The 19,220-nt window shown below is 44.2% G+C and carries 16 protein-coding genes; all 16 read right to left on the bottom strand.

Annotated elements, in window-relative coordinates:
- Nucleotides 1-142 precede the first annotated feature (142 nt).
- Nucleotides 143-1,399, bottom strand: coding sequence for an NUDIX hydrolase (locus DXA36_RS12095; RefSeq protein WP_118679486.1), 1,257 nt, complete (start codon nucleotides 1,397-1,399; stop codon nucleotides 143-145).
- A 17-nt stretch (nucleotides 1,400-1,416) separates the two neighbouring features.
- The gene (locus DXA36_RS12090) at nucleotides 1,417-2,400 is read right to left on the bottom strand and encodes an ROK family transcriptional regulator (RefSeq protein ID WP_118679484.1); all 984 of its coding nucleotides are present in this window, start codon (nucleotides 2,398-2,400) and stop codon (nucleotides 1,417-1,419) included.
- Between the two features lie 165 nt (nucleotides 2,401-2,565).
- Nucleotides 2,566-3,132, bottom strand: coding sequence for a glycerophosphodiester phosphodiesterase (locus DXA36_RS12085; protein WP_243114634.1), 567 nt, complete (start codon nucleotides 3,130-3,132; stop codon nucleotides 2,566-2,568).
- Nucleotides 3,129-3,740, bottom strand: coding sequence for a site-specific DNA-methyltransferase (locus DXA36_RS12080; protein ID WP_330425023.1), 612 nt, complete (start codon nucleotides 3,738-3,740; stop codon nucleotides 3,129-3,131). The genes DXA36_RS12085 and DXA36_RS12080 overlap by 4 nt, the downstream gene beginning before the upstream one ends.
- Before the next feature lie 11 nt (nucleotides 3,741-3,751).
- Nucleotides 3,752-6,370, bottom strand: coding sequence for a DISARM system SNF2-like helicase DrmD (gene drmD / locus DXA36_RS12075; RefSeq protein ID WP_118679480.1), 2,619 nt, complete (start codon nucleotides 6,368-6,370; stop codon nucleotides 3,752-3,754).
- Entirely contained in the window at nucleotides 6,360-7,646 is a 1,287-nt protein-coding gene (locus tag DXA36_RS12070; protein WP_118679478.1) for a DNA cytosine methyltransferase, read from the bottom strand. Before DXA36_RS12070 ends, drmD begins: the two co-directional genes overlap by 11 nt.
- Nucleotides 7,634-7,879, bottom strand: a complete 246-nt coding sequence (locus DXA36_RS12065; protein ID WP_118679476.1) for a helix-turn-helix domain-containing protein — start codon at nucleotides 7,877-7,879, stop codon at nucleotides 7,634-7,636. Before DXA36_RS12065 ends, DXA36_RS12070 begins: the two co-directional genes overlap by 13 nt.
- A 625-nt stretch (nucleotides 7,880-8,504) precedes the next feature.
- Nucleotides 8,505-8,918 carry a hypothetical protein gene (locus tag DXA36_RS12055; RefSeq protein ID WP_147366586.1) on the bottom strand — a complete coding sequence of 138 codons (414 nt, stop codon included), beginning with the start codon at nucleotides 8,916-8,918 and terminating at the stop codon, nucleotides 8,505-8,507.
- 1,655 nt (nucleotides 8,919-10,573) lie between these two features.
- A complete protein-coding gene (locus tag DXA36_RS12045; RefSeq protein WP_118679468.1) occupies nucleotides 10,574-10,987 on the bottom strand; it encodes a hypothetical protein in 414 nt (137 codons plus the stop codon).
- 578 nt (nucleotides 10,988-11,565) lie between these two features.
- Nucleotides 11,566-11,727 (bottom strand): hypothetical protein, encoded by a 162-nt coding sequence (locus DXA36_RS34390; protein WP_442876272.1) that lies wholly within the window; start codon nucleotides 11,725-11,727, stop codon nucleotides 11,566-11,568.
- A gap of 413 nt (nucleotides 11,728-12,140) precedes the next feature.
- On the bottom strand, nucleotides 12,141-13,103 hold the full coding sequence (locus DXA36_RS12040) for an HNH endonuclease signature motif containing protein (protein ID WP_118679466.1): 963 nt from the start codon (nucleotides 13,101-13,103) through the stop codon (nucleotides 12,141-12,143).
- A 251-nt stretch (nucleotides 13,104-13,354) separates the two neighbouring features.
- Nucleotides 13,355-14,731, bottom strand: a complete 1,377-nt coding sequence (rlmD, locus tag DXA36_RS12035) for a 23S rRNA (uracil(1939)-C(5))-methyltransferase RlmD (protein WP_118679464.1) — start codon at nucleotides 14,729-14,731, stop codon at nucleotides 13,355-13,357.
- A gap of 6 nt (nucleotides 14,732-14,737) precedes the next feature.
- Nucleotides 14,738-15,682 (bottom strand): 3'-5' exoribonuclease YhaM family protein, encoded by a 945-nt coding sequence (locus tag DXA36_RS12030; RefSeq protein ID WP_118679462.1) that lies wholly within the window; start codon nucleotides 15,680-15,682, stop codon nucleotides 14,738-14,740.
- Nucleotides 15,683-15,711: 29 nt separating this feature from the next.
- Entirely contained in the window at nucleotides 15,712-17,106 is a 1,395-nt protein-coding gene (locus tag DXA36_RS12025; RefSeq protein WP_118679460.1) for a S1C family serine protease, read from the bottom strand.
- Between the two features lie 199 nt (nucleotides 17,107-17,305).
- Complete coding sequence (locus DXA36_RS12020) at nucleotides 17,306-17,872, bottom strand: GNAT family N-acetyltransferase (RefSeq protein ID WP_118679458.1); 567 nt, start codon at nucleotides 17,870-17,872, stop codon at nucleotides 17,306-17,308.
- Nucleotides 17,873-18,291: 419 nt separating this feature from the next.
- Entirely contained in the window at nucleotides 18,292-18,744 is a 453-nt protein-coding gene (locus tag DXA36_RS12015) for a hypothetical protein (RefSeq protein ID WP_147366585.1), read from the bottom strand.
- Nucleotides 18,745-19,220 lie beyond the last annotated feature (476 nt).

Here is a 19,220-nt window from a genome sequence, read left to right as displayed (position 1 = left end):
GCATAATTACCCACTTTTTTATCATATAAGTTTACCATAGGTGTATTGTCTTGTCAAAGCCAATTGCCCGTAAATATGAGCTTATTTTATCGCTCCCCTCCTAAAAAGCATATACGTTTATACCATTTATTGCCAATATTTATCAGTCAAACAAAACCTTCCAATCTTTATCTGCGGCAGCTTCAAAACACATGGAAATCTGTTCTTTTGTGGTTTTTTCCTCCGCCAGTACCGGGAGATTCTCCAATGGAAACCAATCCCTCTGGATAGTTTCCGTATTTTTTTCAAATTCCCCTTCCACCGGTTCACACAAAATAAATATCTTGCAGATATTATATGCATAGGCCGGCTTATTATGTCTGTTACGATCCTGGACAGCCACAAGCCGTACCGGCGCCACCGTCATACCCGCTTCTTCTTTTGCCTCTTTTACTGTATTCTCTTTAATGGATTGATCCATATCCACCCAGCCGCCCGGCAGGGACCATCTGCCGTCCATTTCCTGCACCAGCAGGATTTTGCCGTCCCGGATAATCGCCGCCCGGCTGTCCAGCTTGGGCGTCTGGTAGCCTGCTTCCCTGCCGAACAGCCCGTCTACCTGTTCAAAAGTCATCGGTGTGTTGCAGCTGACGATCTCCGCCGCAATTTCCCGTATTCTCCCGAACCGCTCCTGATCAAAGGGATCCCGGGAATAGGTAAGCCCTGCCTGGGCTATAAACTGCAGCTCCATCGCCCATTTCAGCCACTGATGTTCCCTGAGGGGATCCTTTTCCAACAGGAAAGTGGAATATACCTCTTCCGGACATGCCAGATACCAGTCCGCACGGATATGGGCCGGGGATGCGCATCCCCAAAGGGCCAGCGCCCCCTCCACACCGGCATCCGCAGCACAATCCATGTCATAGACCGTATCCCCGATAAATACCGTATCCTGCGCACAGGCATTTTCCCTGCGCAGATATTCCTTTACCGGTTCCCCGTAAGGCTTGTGTATTACTGTGTCATCCGCACAGATTACCGTATCAAAATAACTCTCCAGCCCAAACGGCAGAAAATCCCGTTTATACTCCTCCCGGTTCCTGGATGTCACAATCCCCAGACGGGCTCCTTTTTCCTTAAGCTTTTCCAGCAGCTTCGGGATTCCCGGGAACACTTTTATATATTTCCGGTAACGGGGAGTCAGGTTCCCCCAGAAATCCACAATTTCCGGGATTTCCTCCTCCGGAAAGCCAAATCTCCGCAGAGCCGCTTCGCTGGGGATTCCCAGCGCATACTTCAGCTCCTGCGTTTCCAGCTTTTTTCCCGTTTTCAGATATATGGTCTCCTGAAAAGACAGCAGCACCGCTTCCTCCGAATCCAGCAGCGTGCCGTCCACATCAAACAAGATATGCTTTTTCATAATTTTCCTTCCTTTCTTTATTTATCGTACCGCTGCAGGGAACCGGCAATTACCATAAGCCCCTTTTCATAGTCCTTTTCATAGTCATCGGATATCACCAGCAGTGGCATCGAATGCGCAGGAATCACTTTTTCACATTCCTGGTACAGTTCTTCCAGAACCCCCTCCAGAAAAGGGTTTCGGTAAAGGATAATACGCTGGGGATTCAGGACGGAGGCATATATCTGGATAATTTTCCGGTAGGCCTCCAGCATCCGGGAGGGGGCAAAATCCTTATCCTGTGGACGGAGCTTTCCCGGCATATCGGGCAGGAAACTGAGTTCTCCCGCAAAATCGCTGGCCCCCTGCCACAGCTTTCCATGAACGACCACCCCGGCGCCCATCCCGTTTTTCCCCAGATAGATACAGACACAGCAGCTCTCCTTCTGGCCGTCCGCGCTCCAGCGGCCCGCGGCCACCGCATTCATATCATTGATCACCCGCACCGGAAGGCCGAACCTTTCGGAAAAATAATCCTGCAGATCCATACCCACAAGCTGGCATTCTCCCCCTGACAAAAGAATTTTTCCGCCGGAAACCATACCTGCCGCCCCGATCACAATCCCTTTCAGATTGGGGTAACGCTGCCGGATGCTCTCGATCTTAGCTTCCAGGACGTCCAGCACCTCCTGGTTTCCCTCCGAACTGCCCGATGTCAGGCTGTTTTCTTCCCGATCCTTCAGCGCCCAGTGTACGCTGTCATTCTCGACGGTGAGAAGCAGATACAGCGCATACATAGGGTTCAGCCGGAACAGTGCTGCACACCTGCCGCCGCTGGACATTTCCGTCCCCGCCTCCTCCACTTCCCCGGATTCGCAGAGAAGATCCACCGTTTTACTCACTGTGGGGAAGCTCAGTCCGGTTTTCCGGGCAAGGCTGCTCTTGCTCACAGGCCCCATCCCCTTCATGCAGCTTCTCACAATCTCCTGGTTCATATCCCTGACTGTAATCGTACTTGCCATAAAGCGACCTCCGTTATATTACTTTTTAAAAGTATTTTAATTATAGATCAAAAACAGATTCTGCGCAACTAATAAGTAAAAGAAAAACCTCCTGTTGGCTATATGGCAGGCGGCAGCCTTTTTGGCAGAGCACACACCAAATATCCGGCAGGAAGCTTTCTTCTTTTATGTATGGAGTCCCATTTCCCGCAGAGTTTCCCTGACTTCCTTGGGGTTATCGCAGGTAATCAGCGTGGCGCCGCAGCGGCGGGCCAGCTCCAGCATCTCCCTGTTGTTAAACCGTGTCCCGGCCCAGGTGTCGATTCCTCTTTGTTTCAGGCGGTCAAAAGTTTCCCTTGTAAAATCTTCGCATACACAGGCGCAGTACAGAATGTCATAAGGATCCCTGTTTTGGGATTCCCCCAGAAGGGATTTTGGATAATATCCATGCAGCCTGTAACGCCCGTCATATTTGTCGTGGATATACTGAAGAAGCACGGCGCTGAAAGCATTCAGAACGCATTTATCCCCTAATCCATATTCTTCAATCAGCGCTGTCACACGATCCGCCGTCTCATAAGCCCGCCTTTCATTTCCGGCAACAGGATACTCCTTTAATTCAAAATCATACAGCATGTCCGGATATTCTTTGGTGAGTTCCAGGAATTCCTCAAACAAAGGCACTTTCTCCCCTCTGTATTCCTCATGGAACCTGCAGCCCGCATCCAGGGAACGGATTTCCTTAAGGGTCATTTCCCGGATGGCTCCTGTTCCGTCTGTGGTCTGATCGACAGTGAGGTTATGAATTTTTCAAAACCCACATCATCGTAATCAAAATTTGGAGTTGCACCGAAACCTTTTCGGTATACCAAAACCTGCTCGATTTCCTTGTGAAAATCCATGTCGGACTTCAATGTTTTGTCAGGATATCTCACTCGAACATACAATGTGGTCAAGTAATTAGACCTTCCAAAGATTTCGTCAAGAAGGACCTTAACATAGTGGCTTTCAGAATCGTCAATATGACAACACAAAAATCCCTCATCATTTAAAAGTTCTCTAAGAAGGACGAGACGCTGTTTCATGAGCGAAAGCCAAATGCTATGCTCAAGATTGTCGTCATAATACTCAAAAGCACTTCCTGTGTTATATGGTGGATCAATATATATGCATGTTATTCTTCCTGCATAATCTTGTTGAAGTGCTTGTAATGCAATAAGGTTATCTCCATGAATAAGCATATTTTCACTTGATGGATCGCCATAAGACTTTTCTGTATCTTCCATTAAGATTCTCGGTTCAATGACCTTATCGTCATATTTACCGACCCAAGTTAACTCGAGTTTTGCTGACTTCTGCATAATAATCCCTCCTAAAACTTCAGCACGATGTTAACCAATAGAATAGGGTTAATATCAAACTGTTTTTCAAATTCTGCGATTTCCTGTTCACCCTCAGTCTTAAATCTGGTAACATTCTCATGAAAGGACTCTTGAAGCTTCTCAAGTTCCCTAGACTTCTCAATAATCTTTTTCCGTATGTCTATCTTTTCGTAAAAATTATCCGAGGCTCGTTCCTGTTCTTTCAGTACACCGATCTCCGCATCCATTTCCTGATATGTTGCTATCAGCTGCTCCATTTGAATGCGCTCCCAGTTTTCAATCTTCCTGCGGTTATACGCCTTGATTGGTTCCGACTGTTCCTGATAACGTTTAACCATCTCGATGGCCAAGTTATCATAGACGCGCTGGTATAGTTTTACCTCCGATTCGCTAGGTGTAAAATACCGCACATCCATATCATTGATTTGCTCAAGTTTTGGGACAATGTCCGCCTCATCAAAATCTATGCAGGCGCCTTTTTCATCGCAAATAAGCAATACCGAGAAGAGGAGTTTTGATGAGTCGCAGAAGGCCCCGATAAACAGGTTTCCGTGTAAGCCGAGGACCCGTTCTCCCCAATTATCAACTTTCCAGTAGTGAAGACCTCCGTCCACCTCCTGCTCGTCAAAGGCACTCCAGTATTCCACATCATGCAAATATCTTGCAATGTCCAACTTTGTCGTAACAAGAGCCTGTTCCTTTGCTCCACTACTTTCCGCGAGCAAAAGGGTGCGGAGTTCCCTTGCATTCTTATCCCTCTTTGCGTTCAGCTTCCGATCTAATTTATCAAATGCCATCTTGAATTCCGCCGTGCTGTCGCAGGTCTGATAAATCTGCAATACCATTTTTTCAAAACTGGTACCAGACTCCAATACACCGAGCGCAATGTCTGAAGCTCCGAAAACGCCCTCGAACAATTCAAACTTCTTTGAAAGAATATCGTAGACTCGCTGGTCGGCGGAATTCTGCGTATTCAGTAAATTGATTGCTACAACGTCATGATCCTGGCCATAACGATGGCAACGACCTATGCGCTGCTCAATCTTCATCGGATTCCACGGCAGGTCGTAGTTAATAACCGTATTGCAGAATTGCAAGTTCAAACCTTCGGAACCGGCATCCGTACAGATCAAAATCTTTGCATTGTGCCGGAAGAAATCTACGATGGCATGTTTATATTCCACGCTGCGACCATAGTTTGTCTTGCCGAAATTCTTAACCTGCCACGTTCTAAAAATCGCTTTTGACAAGACATCGTCAAAATCTCCGTTGAAAAGAAGGATATCCTCATCTTCAAATCCCGTCTTACGAAGTTCAGCGGCTATGTACTTCTGAGTACGTTTTGACTCCGTAAAGATTACAATCTTCTGGGGGATATCTTGCTCTCGCTGATAAGCAAACGCTATTTGTATGGCGGTCTTCAACGCATTAACTTTTGCGTTTGTTTTGATACGATTCGCCACATCAATGATAATGTTTACCTCATCGAGTTCCGCCTGTATAAATTGTTTCTGAACAATGGTATCTTCGTCCTCGGTCTTTTCAAAATCAGACTCATCGATTTCATCTTCGACATAGCTCCAGAAAAATTCAAAACCCTCCTGTGCGTTTGCCGACTTGCTGCCTTCATATAACTTTTCAAGTCTCTTCTTCAAAATCTCGAAGGTCTCGATCAACGCGAAACTCGAAGAAGCAAGCAATTTTCTTATGACAAGGATGAGCAGCTCACGGTTCGATGTTGGAATGGAGTACAGCAGTTCCCGCTTTAAAAAGTCGTTTACCCGCTGATATAATTCGATCTCATCCTGCGAGAGAGTAAAATCCACCGTTTTGCAGATTCTCTTTTTGAAGTGCATGTATTTTGCCACATCCTTGCGAAGTGTCCTGTAAATGACCGGTGACAGTTCACGCCTTAAGTCAGAGTAATCTTGTCCTTCGATGTAGCGTTTGTTAAAAACCTTCTCACTGCCAAAAATCCTCTGATCAATAAAGGAAACCAGTCCATGAAGATCTGTCAGCGAATTTTGGAGCGGTGTAGCAGTCAGCAGAATCTTTGGTATGCCTTTTGTTAGTTCATACAGGTTCTTTGCGCGTTTGGTTCCATGAAATACGTTTCTGAGGTTGTGCGCCTCATCGATGATAATGAAATCCCATTTAACCTCCGGGAAGCGTTTCATCAGTTTGGATGAATAATCATAAGAGGTAAGCACGATTCTGACGGATTTGTTATCCGTGAACCTTTTACGCCAATCCGCACTGTCTTTTTCTACCGTGAGTCTGTCAAGAATTACTGACTCCAAGCCAAATTTATCCTCAAGTTCCATTTCCCACTGTTTTCTTAAGGAGGCCGGAAGAGCAATCAATACTCGTTTTGCTCCTGACTCAAGCACATATCTCAGCACAAGTCCAGCTTCAATGGTTTTCCCAAGTCCGACCTCATCAGCCAATACGATGCCGCCCGTTTTTAATGCCTGGATAGCGACACAAAATGCATTAATCTGATGAGGATTCATTTCTATATTTGCATCCAAAAGGAAATGGAACGGAGAAACCTCAAGTTCCAGCTTTTTATATCTGCTGAATTGTTCAAGCAGCAGGTTACCTTCCATCTGAATCTCCTTTGTAAAGTTGCTCAAAAATCCCCATTGCTATCCCTTTAGCCATCATCGGAGGTACAGCGTTTCCTATCTGAACGAACTGTGACGTGCGCGATCCCTCGAAAAAATAGCTGTCCGGGAAAGACTGTATTCTTGCCGCCTCGCGGACTGTAATGGATCGATTTTGTTCAATGTCTGGATGAATGAAATAATGACCATCTTTTGAAAGATGTGCCAGAATGGTATGGCAACACACCTCGTCTCCTTCAACCACCTTAAACCTGTCAGTAAATGAATGTCTATTTTTATGGGTCTTCAATTCAGCCGGAAGGTCATTGTAGTTCAGGCGCTTATGACCATCGTTCCACAGTTCAACTGCTCGCCTGTATATCTTTATGTCACGTTCCAGATTCGGTCGACAATTATGATGCGTCAGCACATCATCTTTTGTCCTGATGCCAGATTCTGTCACATAGCTGCTAGCTTTCTCTTTTGCGTATTTATCAGAACTCTCGCCTGGATACAGCTTCGGCAAATCGAAAAAAAGGTCATTAACAACAGCGTCTGTTTTAATTTCAAGGAAATCAGGATATTTCAGTCCGCTTTTCTTTAACCATCCTACAACTATCATACGTCGTCTGTTTTGAAGAACGCCAAATGTATGAGCATTCTGCTCTCTGCACTCAATTTCATATCCGACACGCTTTAAGTATTTCTGAATGTTCTTCCAAGTTGCTCCACCATTGGCAGATTCTATTCCCGTAACATTCTCAAAAACAAACATACGAGGATGATAGCGTTTTAAGAACCGAGCATACAGCTTATACAAGTAATTGCGCGGGTCTTCCGCCATTGGTACTTCCATATGGCTGCTTTGCGCTCTTCCAACAAGTGAATATGCTTGGCAAGGCGGACCGCCCACAATAACGTCTATCTTTGAGATGCCTCGAATTTTTATTATCCCGTCAATGGTTTTGAAAATTGATGGCAAGGTCTCATCCGACATTGTTACATTTATTATGTTTTTTGTAATTGAAGCCGGAATCTGCTTCATAAAATCGTCACGGGAGATTTTCCCGGACATGTATTTTTTATATAAACCGATATTGTCTGTGCCTTTCAAATAGTAGTAAGCACTTCTCGTTTCAAGCGTTTTAGCCGCAAATTCATTCATCTCGACATGGGCGACAGGCTTAAAACCAGCCTGAAGAAACCCTTCCGAAAGCCCGCCAGCTCCCGCAAAAAGGTCAATGAAATTGTAGCTATATTGCTCATCTATCTTTGGCATATAGTTTCCTCGTCATTCTTTATTAGATAGAGGGTGCTGTGTGTCTCCCTCGCCTGCCTCTTCCGTTTTTCCAGCACCGTATCAGGTATAAATTCTATGATGTTAAAAACATCACATTTCAATTCCTGACATTTTTTTGAAAGAACTTCTGTTGTTACATTTTCGTCTTTGGTGAGCTTTATGAGTAAAGAAGAGCTGATTACTGCTTTCTTTCGCAAATCAGACTTTTTCATCTGCTATCAACCAGTAGCTTCCACAGCTTGTTATAACTCATCTTCATTTTGTTTTATCCCTCCGTATCCCATGACCTTCCATATAATTCGCAGTTATTAGTTGACCGTCTTAATACACAATTATCTTCAAAAATTTTTAAAGTTTCAGGTCTGAAATCTCCTTATTAATCGTAAACGATAAATATTTGCATTTTGGTACTGTTGTAAATACAGATGATGCCTTCCTCGATATCCTTTCCGATATTCTTGAAAAGCAAAGAGTCATGCGCCAGAGACAACAACAGAATGCAAACAATCATTCCTTTGTAATTCAATGCAGTACCGGTATTATCTGGCAATTCAAATTTGTATTTGTTATATGCGTTGAAATTGTACAGACGGCGGCTTCTTTCTTGTAAAGAGCGAATCATTGAATTCGTTCATCTTAAAGTTCAGGGTATCCTCAATGCTGCGCTTCAATATAGCATTGGCATCAGCCTTGGATGCAGTTTATTTTATGTAAGAAATGCTTGATTTTGATTCTTAAGAGCATCGATTTCATCTTTGAGCACCGAACGCCTATCAAGGAATTCCCGTGTTATATTTCCCACACAGCCAAGTTGCTTTATTTGAGCATTGATTCCATCTAACTGTTGCTGTAGCGCAGAAATTTTCCTTCAATCGTAACCTTCTCATCTTCAATCTGCGCATTCAATATTTGGGCAAGTATCTGATGGTAGCGTTCAGCCCCGTATGGCTTTCTCAAATTGACGCCAAGGAATAACTCCTGCCAATCGGTCACAACTGCATCGGAATGGCCTTTTTCAGCCTTTTTCAGCCTCCTCCATCTACATCGCCAGTTTGCAAATTCCAAATTACGGATAATCGCTAGATTCTCCTTATATTTCATTTGCCCGCAAACCAAGTCAAGTGTAAACTGATACCTTCTATCCTCTTTTAAGTTCTTTATTTTCGATATGGTACCAATGATTTCTTTTTCAAGCGGTATACCAGCCAAGAGGCGTATACTTTGCTTATGGTCAGTCTGAATTTTTAACACCAAAAAGCTCTTTATACAGACTCTTATTATCACCAATCGAATATATCGCATGACTCATTGGTCACTAGCCCTGCTACCCGGCGAATAACATCTATAAAGCAGCTAGTTTCTTCGCAATATCGAGTTTTACATATATGCGGAGTGTGTTTTCTTTTGTCAGCTTTGACGATGGTTCCTTTGACGTATCTTAATCATCCTCGGTGGCATCAATAATCATAGCAGCCAAATCCTGATAAAAGCTGGTTACCTCCACACTGTCAGATATTCGAGTTTTTATCAATGAAAAATCTATTAAACCCAATGAATGTTTCTCATTCTCTCTCGGATTTTATACTACGTTTTACCACGGTGTAACAAATCTTCTCCAATGACCCCAATTTTTATAAAAGCATCAGCGTTAGGGATGAATTGATGCCGGGCGCAAAACGCACTGTAAACATTATAGCATATAGGTATCCGTTTCTCGAATTATTTTTCGCATTTCGGACATTTTTTAACTTAGAAAGATTTATTCAAGGCGATAAGAACACCACCAGAGCTAATCCCAGGCTAACCTGTCAATGGCCCGGACGATAAGTGCTAATGGCAAGAAAATTTATAACTGCAGCTGCCTACTAGATAAGGAGACTGAAATACAGGATACTCCTTCAGGGCTGCAGTTAAATATCTATTGCCTTTTTTAGCTAACTAACGAGAAAATTCTAATTTTTTCACAAACGAACAGTAGATTTTTCATAAAATCAAGAATTCTTTATGATAAAACGGTCCAGACTCTTGAACCGGACGTAAAAGCAACAAAAACTACTGTGGGTAAGCCTGTCCCCTGAAGGCAAAGGGCTTTCCAACAGCGAGAAAGAGTTGAAGATTCAGGAGGCGATTGACGTCCTGTACCACTGTCACGTATACAACAACTTGCACACGTTCGACAGACGCCGCAGCAATTCCAAAGCGCAGTTGGCTGCCGATGACGGCGAGGAAGATTCCTATACATCCGAGTCTCAAATGTCCGAGGTTACTAACAACTTTTCCGCAAAGATGAGTTTGATTGTAACGAAGAATATAAAAGCTACAAAGCAATCTACTACTGGGTACGCGAGGTTCTTACAAAAAACAGAATGGACAGGTGCTTTTATTATCGTTTGTATGGGAGAAAAACCTATCCGCATATATGCTGCCCTTATAGGTGTGGACGAGAACAATATTACACAGAAGTTGAGCAGGCTGAGAAGAGACTCAATACGGTATAAGAGGGAAGCAAAAAGTAGCCCGCCCAAAGGTCTGACAACATTTCCCTTATTACACCAAAAGTATAACGCTGTTCTCTTATTACACATACCAAAAACCAGTGTTCAGAACTATTGTCACAGAATTCAAACATGGATTCCAGCAGACTGCCTCAGTAAGGAATATCCCGAACCTCCTTTATTTTTAACCTTTGGCGACTTCTTTATTCATCACTTACTCCATGTCTTAAATTATATACATAATGTTAATCTCATTGATTATTTCTGTTGAATTTCTCTCTATGTCAGCTAATTAATATAACTTTATCAAGACTGATTTATAAGTTTTTAATAACTCATTAAAATCATTATTTTCTTCTTCAAACCAATATATCCATTAAAAATGTTTCAAATTATCAATCAAAATAATTTTTAATATTGAGAGGGCATCTTCATTTTTTTAACAACAAAAACTCCCTTCCATCCTGCATTATACAAGCCTAAAGAGAGTCCTCCACATCTCGCAAAAATATCAATATATTTTTCTTCAATGCTGTCTCTCCTTACAATTACTACAAATTTCAGATATGGATACTGAAATGAACAAACCCAAATTATATCATTACTATTATCATTTGTGATTGCTAAACAAAGATACTCTCCTTCGTTAGAAAAATACAATCTTACTTTAATTTCTTTTAAAAAATCACATGCTTGACAAAATCCGCTCTTAAACCTCTCAAATTCCTCATTTTCAAAAATTATTGTATCTACTACTTTATACTTTTGACATGTATATTTCCCTTCTTTATCATACTCTATATAATACTGCTGGATTTCCTCCACATTCTGCAGACACTTCCTCGTTTGAAAATCCGTAGTGTATCTTATCTACAACAAAGTATCCCCTTTGCACTTCTCCCTGACAAGGATTTTACCAATAACCAAAATGTACCCTTTGTGTGACCGAAAGTCTGACTTAATTTCATAAAATCCCAGTGTCCATTTAATTCTATATCCGCTAATTTCCTCTAAAAAGGCAGAAATTTGGGAAAACCAACTCTGCTTTTTCTAGTACGATTACCAAAATTCCGCCCTTTTCTTACATATTTCCTAAAAAATTACTGTAGTTTACAAATATCATGTCACTTCATAATTTCTTGGCATTGCATTAGCATCAGCACTCTCTGAAATACTGTCTACCCGATTTCCTGTTCATATGGCTTTTACTATTTTAATAAATAGTCTACACTATATTCCTTCCAATTCACTATTAATCTGGTTGCTTTTTTCTATAAAATTAACAGAGCTAATACATCGTCCGATAAGACTTTCTGCAATATAAAGTTCTGCCTTTTAAGTTCCCTCTATTATTTTTCAGTATCTGCGCGTATTGATTTTGCGTTGGGCATCTTACTCCGCTTTTAACACAAACAGTAAAAACTAATATTCATCAAATTACAACATTTCTGTAAAATCAGCCCTTGTTTCCGATACCCACCAGAGATACTCCAATCCTCTATCAACACTACCCCCCCCCCATAAGAACAGGTCAAGAAAGCATGCCTAGATTTTGATTCAACCATCTCTCCACATGCTTTGCATTGAATACAATTCTTTATTATTTTCACAGTACTTTCTCTCGTCCTTTATAGGATTCCTATATTTTGCATAGTTTAACAATTATTTCATAATGCGGTGAAAGGTATCCTTTATACTACATGGCAAAGGTATTTTCATAACATACAGTTGGGGTAAATTTCTTCGTCAATTTTACCCCTTTTACCCCCTTTGAACAGAAATCACCCCTTTAAAGCAGAGTTTACCCCTTTCAATAACCTTCCAGCAAAAATTCAATGCTTTTTACGTTTTTCTTTATCATAATTCTAATACTTGATACCCTCTACAGTACCTACAACAACTCTTCTTCGCTTGGCAGATATAACTTACACATTTTAGTTCTATTGAATTTTATGTAAATTTATTTGATATGTAATAATTAACAATCCTGCTTTGAAATATTACATCTTTTTCTATGCTCTTTTAAAGCCTCACGATCTGGTTCAATATAACCTTTGGATATTGGTAAACCTATAAATTTTGAAATGTATTCCTTAAATATTTGACTATGGTCAATTTTCCTTTCTACAAATACTCTGAAATTGTCATCCAGTGAAAAGTATCCTAATTCAAATGCTTTATCATGAATAGGGCAAAAACATAGTCCATTTGAAGTATTTCCACGCTTCTCGCTGTTATCAGCCCACCTTGCAATATGAGAAGCAACCAAAAACTCTTTGTCAGCGATCTTACATCCCGGAAAACAGCACTGATTGTTATAATTATTTTTCACATTTGTTGCAAAGCGCTCATGCCCTACCCGTACTTTAATTTTTTTTAAGGTTGTAGATGCCGAAACAGACACACCAATGGGCACAGACTCATTATTAAACTTTTCTGTACCATCTAATATTATTTCCAATAAAGCTTCATCAACTTCTGAAAGATATCCACCATTTAAGCATTGCAATCTACCCGATTGTATAGTAAAAAATAAATTCTTAGGTTTGCTTTTTTTCTCGTAGTAATCTTTCAACTCTAATTCTTTATCAAAAAACAACCTGTAAAGATTAATAGAGTTTTCAAATTTCAAATAATCAGTTAGAATTGCTCTATAAAAACTATTGCAATAAGCCCATTCACCAGCAATAGGCGGGCATTCTTCAGTCCTATAGCCATCTGTTTTGGCAATAGAATACCCGACAATTTCTGCCTCTTTTCCTTTACCTCTAAGATGAAGAATAAAGTCACCCGATTTCACCTTATTTACATTATCCCAAAATAGCCACGACTTATTTATGCTTTTACCCTTCTTGTACGTCGGCGCCCATATACATCGAGTAAATCCCCATGCATCGCCACCATGTTCTATATCCCGACTCATCTCAATCCAGACTTTCATATATTTCTCCACTTTCTTCCTAAATTAAAATAAAGTACATATATAGGAAATCACAATAATATTTAACTAATAATCTTGTTTTGCCAAAAAGTATGGGTTTTGCCATATAGTTCATTTTTGCAAAACAACCCCCATCTTTTATACTCATACGGCGTTATCCCCGTCCCCCTATCTGCGGAAACTTATCCATATCACCTTCCACAAAAACACAACTCCATTTTCTCCATATAATCCCCCAAACCCGCCTAGAATCAAGGTTTCCGCACGAGAAGGCAAGCGGTTTCCACATGCCCAGTCCCCGGAAACATATCGTACCCTCTCCACTTCCCAATCTCATACCCCATCCCCCCCAAATACCTCAAATCCCGAGCCAACGTAGCCGAATCACAGCTCACATACACAATCCTCTCCGGCCGCATCCGCACCATCGTTTCCAAACACTTCTCATCGCACCCTTTCCGCGGCGGATCCACCACGATCACATCCGCATAAACCCCTTCTTCCTCATACATCTGAGGCAGCACCTCTTCCGCCTTCCCCACGAAAAATTCCGCATTCGTTATCCCATTCCTGACCGCATTCTCCTTCGCGTCCGCAATAGCCTCCGGTACAATCTCCACCCCATACACCTTTTTAGCCTTCTGCGCCAGAAATAACGAAATCGTCCCAATCCCGCAATACAGATCCCAAACCGTCTCTTCCCCTGTCAGCCCTGCATACTCCAAGGCCTGTCCGTACAGCTTCCGCGTCTGTACCGGGTTCACCTGGTAAAAAGACAGCGGGGATATCCGGAAAACCACGTCCCCGATAGCATCCTCAATCTTCTCTTCTCCTTTAAGAACCCGGACCTTCTTCCCCATAATCACATTCGTCCGCTCTGTATTCACATTCACGGACACGCTTGTCATACCCGGTATTTTCCATAATTCTTCTGCAAGCCATTGCTCTTCCGGCAGCTTTTTCCCATTTAGAATCAGGCAGACCATAATCTGTCCGCTGGCAAAACCCTTCCGGATCAATACATGTCTTACCAGTCCTTTCCCGGTTGTCTCCTCATACGCAGACACAGCATATTTCTTCATATACGCAAGGATAATCTCCAGAATTTCCTTATTTTCCTTCACCCCCAGCGCGCAGTCCGTATTGGGAATAATGGTATGGGTCCGTCCTGCGTAAAAACCGGTCACCACGTTTCCTTCCTTATCATACCCGAAGGGAAACTGGGCCTTATTCCGGTAATGCCAGGGATCCTCCATTCCAATAATCGGCTCCATACAGGCGTCGATTTTTTCCGGATCAAAACCGCCGATCCGCACCAGGTTGTTCCTGATTTTATTCTGTTTGAATTCCAGCTGTTTTTCATAGGAAAGGGACTGCAGCTGGCAGCCGCCGCATTGGCGGTGGAAGGCGCAGGGGGGCTGGACGCGAAAAGGAGAAGGTACAAGTACCTTCTCCAGCTTTGCATAGGCATAGTTTTTCTTCGCTTTCATGACCTTTACCTGTACCGTATCTCCAATGACCGCATCTTTAACAAAGAGAGTAAAGCCCGCAATTTTACCGATGCCTTCTCCTTCCGTTCCGGTATCGGTTATCTGCACTGTGAAAATGTCATTTTTCTTGATATCCATATGTGTTTACTCCATCCGTGTCATCCTGATATTGGATTCAAAGAGGCGGTTATAGCCCAGCCATCCGGCATCTTTGGCATTCTGAAGGGCCTCCATGAAGGTTTCCATCTTGGCATCTGTGTTATCGGCAAAATTCAGGGCCGCAGCTTCTATAATGGCGGGTTTTTTGGGGGATCCGTATTCGTATTCGCCATGGTGTGCCAGAATGCAGTGCTTGAGCTCGGCTTCCAGAACCGGCGGGAAGCCGGGAATGGTACGGGCTTTCTGTCCTATCATTTCGGTTCCCATAACGATATGGCCCAGAAGCTGTCCGTCATCGGTATAGTCATTTTCGGGGAAAAGGGAGATCTCCCTGGTCTTGCCGATATCGTGGCAGATGGCGGCTGTGATGAGGAGGTCCTTTTTCAGTACAGGGTAGGCGGTGCAGTAGTATTCGCAAAGTCTGGTTACGCCTAATGTATGCTCCAAGAGGCCGCCCACAAAGCCGTGGTGTACGGTCTTGGCGGCGGAGGACATGCGGAAGGCTTTGATAAAGGTTTCGTCTTCCACAAAGAAGCTTTCCAGAAGCTTCTTTAAGTACTGGTTTTCGATGCCTCCGATGAAGCCCAGGAGTTGTTTGTACATGTCGTCGATGTTTTTGGTGCTTACGGGGAGGTAGTCGGCAGGGTCGTATTCTCCCTCCTGGCAAAGGCGGATTCTTTTTACGCTGACCTGGAGGGCACCCTGGAAGCTGTTTACGTCGCCGTATACTTCGACGTAGTCCAGGGAATCGAATTCGGCAATGCCGGCGCTGTTGGGATCCCATATTTTGGCGTCAATGGTTCCGGTTTTATCCTGGAGGATTACGTTGTCGTAGGGTTTGCCGTTTTTGGTGACAGCCGACTGTTTATGTTTACAGAGGTAAATGTCAAATACTCTGTCGCCTTCTTTGTAGTCCTTAATGTATTTCATGTTTTCTCCAATCCGCCCGCAGGCTCCTCTTAATGTAAGGTATCCAGGATAACATCCACTGCCATTTCCTGGTATTCGTCCTGTACCTGTCGCATCACGGTGATGGTAATCTGGGAGTCCGGCACAAGGCTCATCATTTCTTTGTTGTATTCCTGGAAGGAGGTGATTTCTTCGGTGCCCATTTTCACAATGACATCTCCGCTCTGTATACCCGCTACCATAGCGGGGGAATCCATCACAATGCCGGTTACGTAGGCGCCGGCGGGTACTCCCTGGGATTCCTGGATTTCCTCCGGTACATCGGTGCCGTATATGCCCAGGGCAGCCATGGCCTGGCCGTTGGACAATTTTTCAATATTGTTTTTTAAATCGCTGATTCCCAGTGCGGAAACAAGGTTCTTGGCGTCGCTGCTGTTGTTGCGCTGGCTGATGATGCCGAGCACCTGTCCGTTCAGGTTTATAATCACGCCGCTGCCGCTGGTGCTTCCGTAGATATCGGTGGTGAGCAGGCGGTAATTGCCGTCGGTCAGGTTCAGTACCGTATCCATGGAGGTAATCATTCCGTAGGCTACGGAATTAACGTTTCCCATGGGGCGGCCGAGGGCGATGACCGGAGTGGCAAGAAGGCCGCTTCCGCTGTTGGAGCTGCCCAGCTTCGCTGCTTTGATGATTTCTTTGGTATCCTCTCCGATATCAGCGAGGTTTACGCTGATAACAGCCAGGCCTGTGGTGGGATCGGCCTGTTTCAGGGCGGCGGTCACCTGGGTGTTGTCACAGAAGGTGACGTGTACCTTTTCTGCCTGTTCCACCGTTTCTTTTTCCGTAAGGATCATGAGTTCCTTTCCGTTATCGGCTACGATCAGGCCTGCGGTCTGGCCTTTATTTTCAAACGTATTGTTAAACCAATCCACATCGGAAACCACGCCGGTTACGGTCACCATGGATTTGGCGGCGTCCTGTACCAGCTTATACAGGTTGCTGTACAGCTTCTGGTAATCGGAAACGCTCATATCTATTTTCTGGACCACGGTGGAGGTGACGGGTGTGCTCTCCTTTTCCTCTTCGCTTTCCGTTTCCAGAACCATATCCTCGGGAAGCATTTCTTCGTTTGCAGCTTCCTCCTGGAGCTGTACGGGGGCGGGATCCTCTTCCGGATACAGCCAGTTGCTGAAAACAGGCTCCAGCACCAGAAATGTAAAGCAAGCGATAAGACCGAAAATTACAGCCATAGACGCGGTGATAATGGTTCGCTTGAGCAGCTTTCTTTTATTGACAGGGCGTTCCTTCACTTTTTCTTTGATGAAGTCAATATCCTTGCTCGGCGCCCCGGAAGCAGTCTCCGGCAGACGGATCTCTTCTCCCGGTTCCGGCGGGGAGGAGGTGCCGGCGGTTTTGTCTTTGCGATCCTGTTCGTTATCTGACATTCTTTTCCTATCCTCTTTTTTGTGTCTGAATCTTTTTCTCTGGGTAAGTTTATGTTCCTTTCTTTATGAAAAGAAGGGAAACTTTGCCGCTTACCTTTAACAGTATATCCGATTGAGGGTGGGTTGTAAAGGTTTGCAGAGGCCGCAGCCGGGCGGAATAATACGGTTTCGTACCAGGGCTTTTCCTGAAAAACCGGTTTTATACCCGCGGGCTGAAATAGTCTTCCGCCAGGATGGCGTGCATACAGCTGTCACAGATTCCCTGATTGTTCCGGTCGGCCTGGCGCAGGATGCCTTCCTGCCTCATGCCGCATTTTTCCATGACTTTCCCGGAATTGGGGTTATTGGAATCATGCCTGGCCTCCACCCGGTTCACACCCACTTCTTCCATAAAAAAGCGGATCAGGGCCTGCAGGGCTTCGGAGGTTATTCCCCTGCGCCACCATCTGCGGCCGATGCAGTAACCGATGTGTACCATTTCTGTGGCTTCCTTCTGTTCTACCGCTCCGATGCTTCCAATGGGCTGATCCCCGTTCTCTTTCAGGACTATGGCCCAATGGTAGTAGTTGTTTTCGGTATACTGAGCGACCCAGCTTGCCAGGATTTCTCTGGTCACTTCCGGGCTTCCGTGAGCGGGCCAGGTCAGGAACCGGGTAACTTCGGAATCGGATGCCCAGTTTTCATACATTGCCTGGGCGTCTTCCACGCGGAAGGGGCGCAGGATAAGGCGATCGGTTTCTATGATTTTGGTACCGGTATGCTTCATCTGAAAATCTCCTTTTTCGTTAGTATGATGTTAAAACGTAACTGTTCAGCAGGTCAGCGCATTTACTGCGCTGACCGTAAGAAAGTGATTCAGGAGTGCAAAAATCCATCGCCGAAGGCGATTTAGGATGGATTTTTGCAGAGTAACTGTGAGGGTACTGAACAGTTACGTTAAAACAATCATTCATGGTATCAAAGTGTGTTTAAGAATTGCTTTCTGCAAGATGTGCGTCACAGTTTGTGGAATTTTGTCCCCTATTCATGAGGCGCAGCGGGCTACGTTGATTGCATTTGGGATGAATTCCACGGTACATGGGACAAACCGATTGCGGGAATAAATTTTAAATACATTCTAGTACTCCGTCCGGCCAGAAACGCAACTGACAGTACTGTCAGTTACGTTTCTGGCCAGATGGAGTACTAGTCTTTTTGAATAGGGAAACCGGCGGAATCGTTATCCCGCACGGCCGCCTGTTCTGCCTTCTGCTTCTTTTTCTCTGCAATGGCAATTCTCGCCTTTTCCACGCTGTATACGTAGGCGGCATCCGGTTTTTCATATAAATACTTCGGAGCAAGAAAAGCGGCGTCATGGAGCATTTCCAGCACATCCTCCTGGATTTTCGTCGGCCGGGCAGGGGCTACCACTCTTGTCTGCCATACCGACATGCATCCGGTATATTCCACCATCCAGAAAAGAGGTTCCATGCTCTTTTCCATCTGCCCGTTAAGGGTTGCGGAATCCTCACCCGCTATCTCAATCAGTCTTCCTATATGGGACGGGAGGGGTTCATCCACTTCCCCGTCAGGATGGATGAGACATTCGCAGTAGTCCTCATCCTCCCTGTGGGCATTGATAAATTCCATTATTTTCATAGGTGCTGCCTTTCCCTGCAGCCGGAAACGCGTCTGCACCTGAGCCTCTCGGGCGGGTTCCGTTCCTGCAGTCAGTCTTATCTTTTGTTTCATACATATGCACACGCCGGCATATCCTTGTCTGTCCACGCTCTGACTGCTGTTCTTCTCCTGCCGCCTCATCCTGCAAAGCTTGTATGGTATCCCCTATGGTAGCAAAAAGACGGGGGTTTTTCAACATGAATTTCGGGGAAACGGCTTTTTAGGAGGCTTTATGGTTACCGGGCATGGGAAAAACAGAAACGATTTATGTATTTGCAGGAATCCGATAAAAACGGACGGCTCTGTTTCGGCCGTCCGTTGGGTTTCTTATCTGTTTTAGTAACGTTCAGTCCCTCCGCAATTCCTGCCAAAATCCATCCTAATTCGCTTTCAGAGAGGGCTTTGACACTTCTGAATCATTTTCTCACGTGCTGTGCAGAAATGTAGCGTACTAA

The organism is Eisenbergiella sp. OF01-20 (genome assembly GCF_003478085.1).
Classification (GTDB): domain Bacteria; phylum Bacillota; class Clostridia; order Lachnospirales; family Lachnospiraceae; genus Eisenbergiella.
This window is presented reverse-complemented; position numbering and strand designations above follow the sequence as displayed.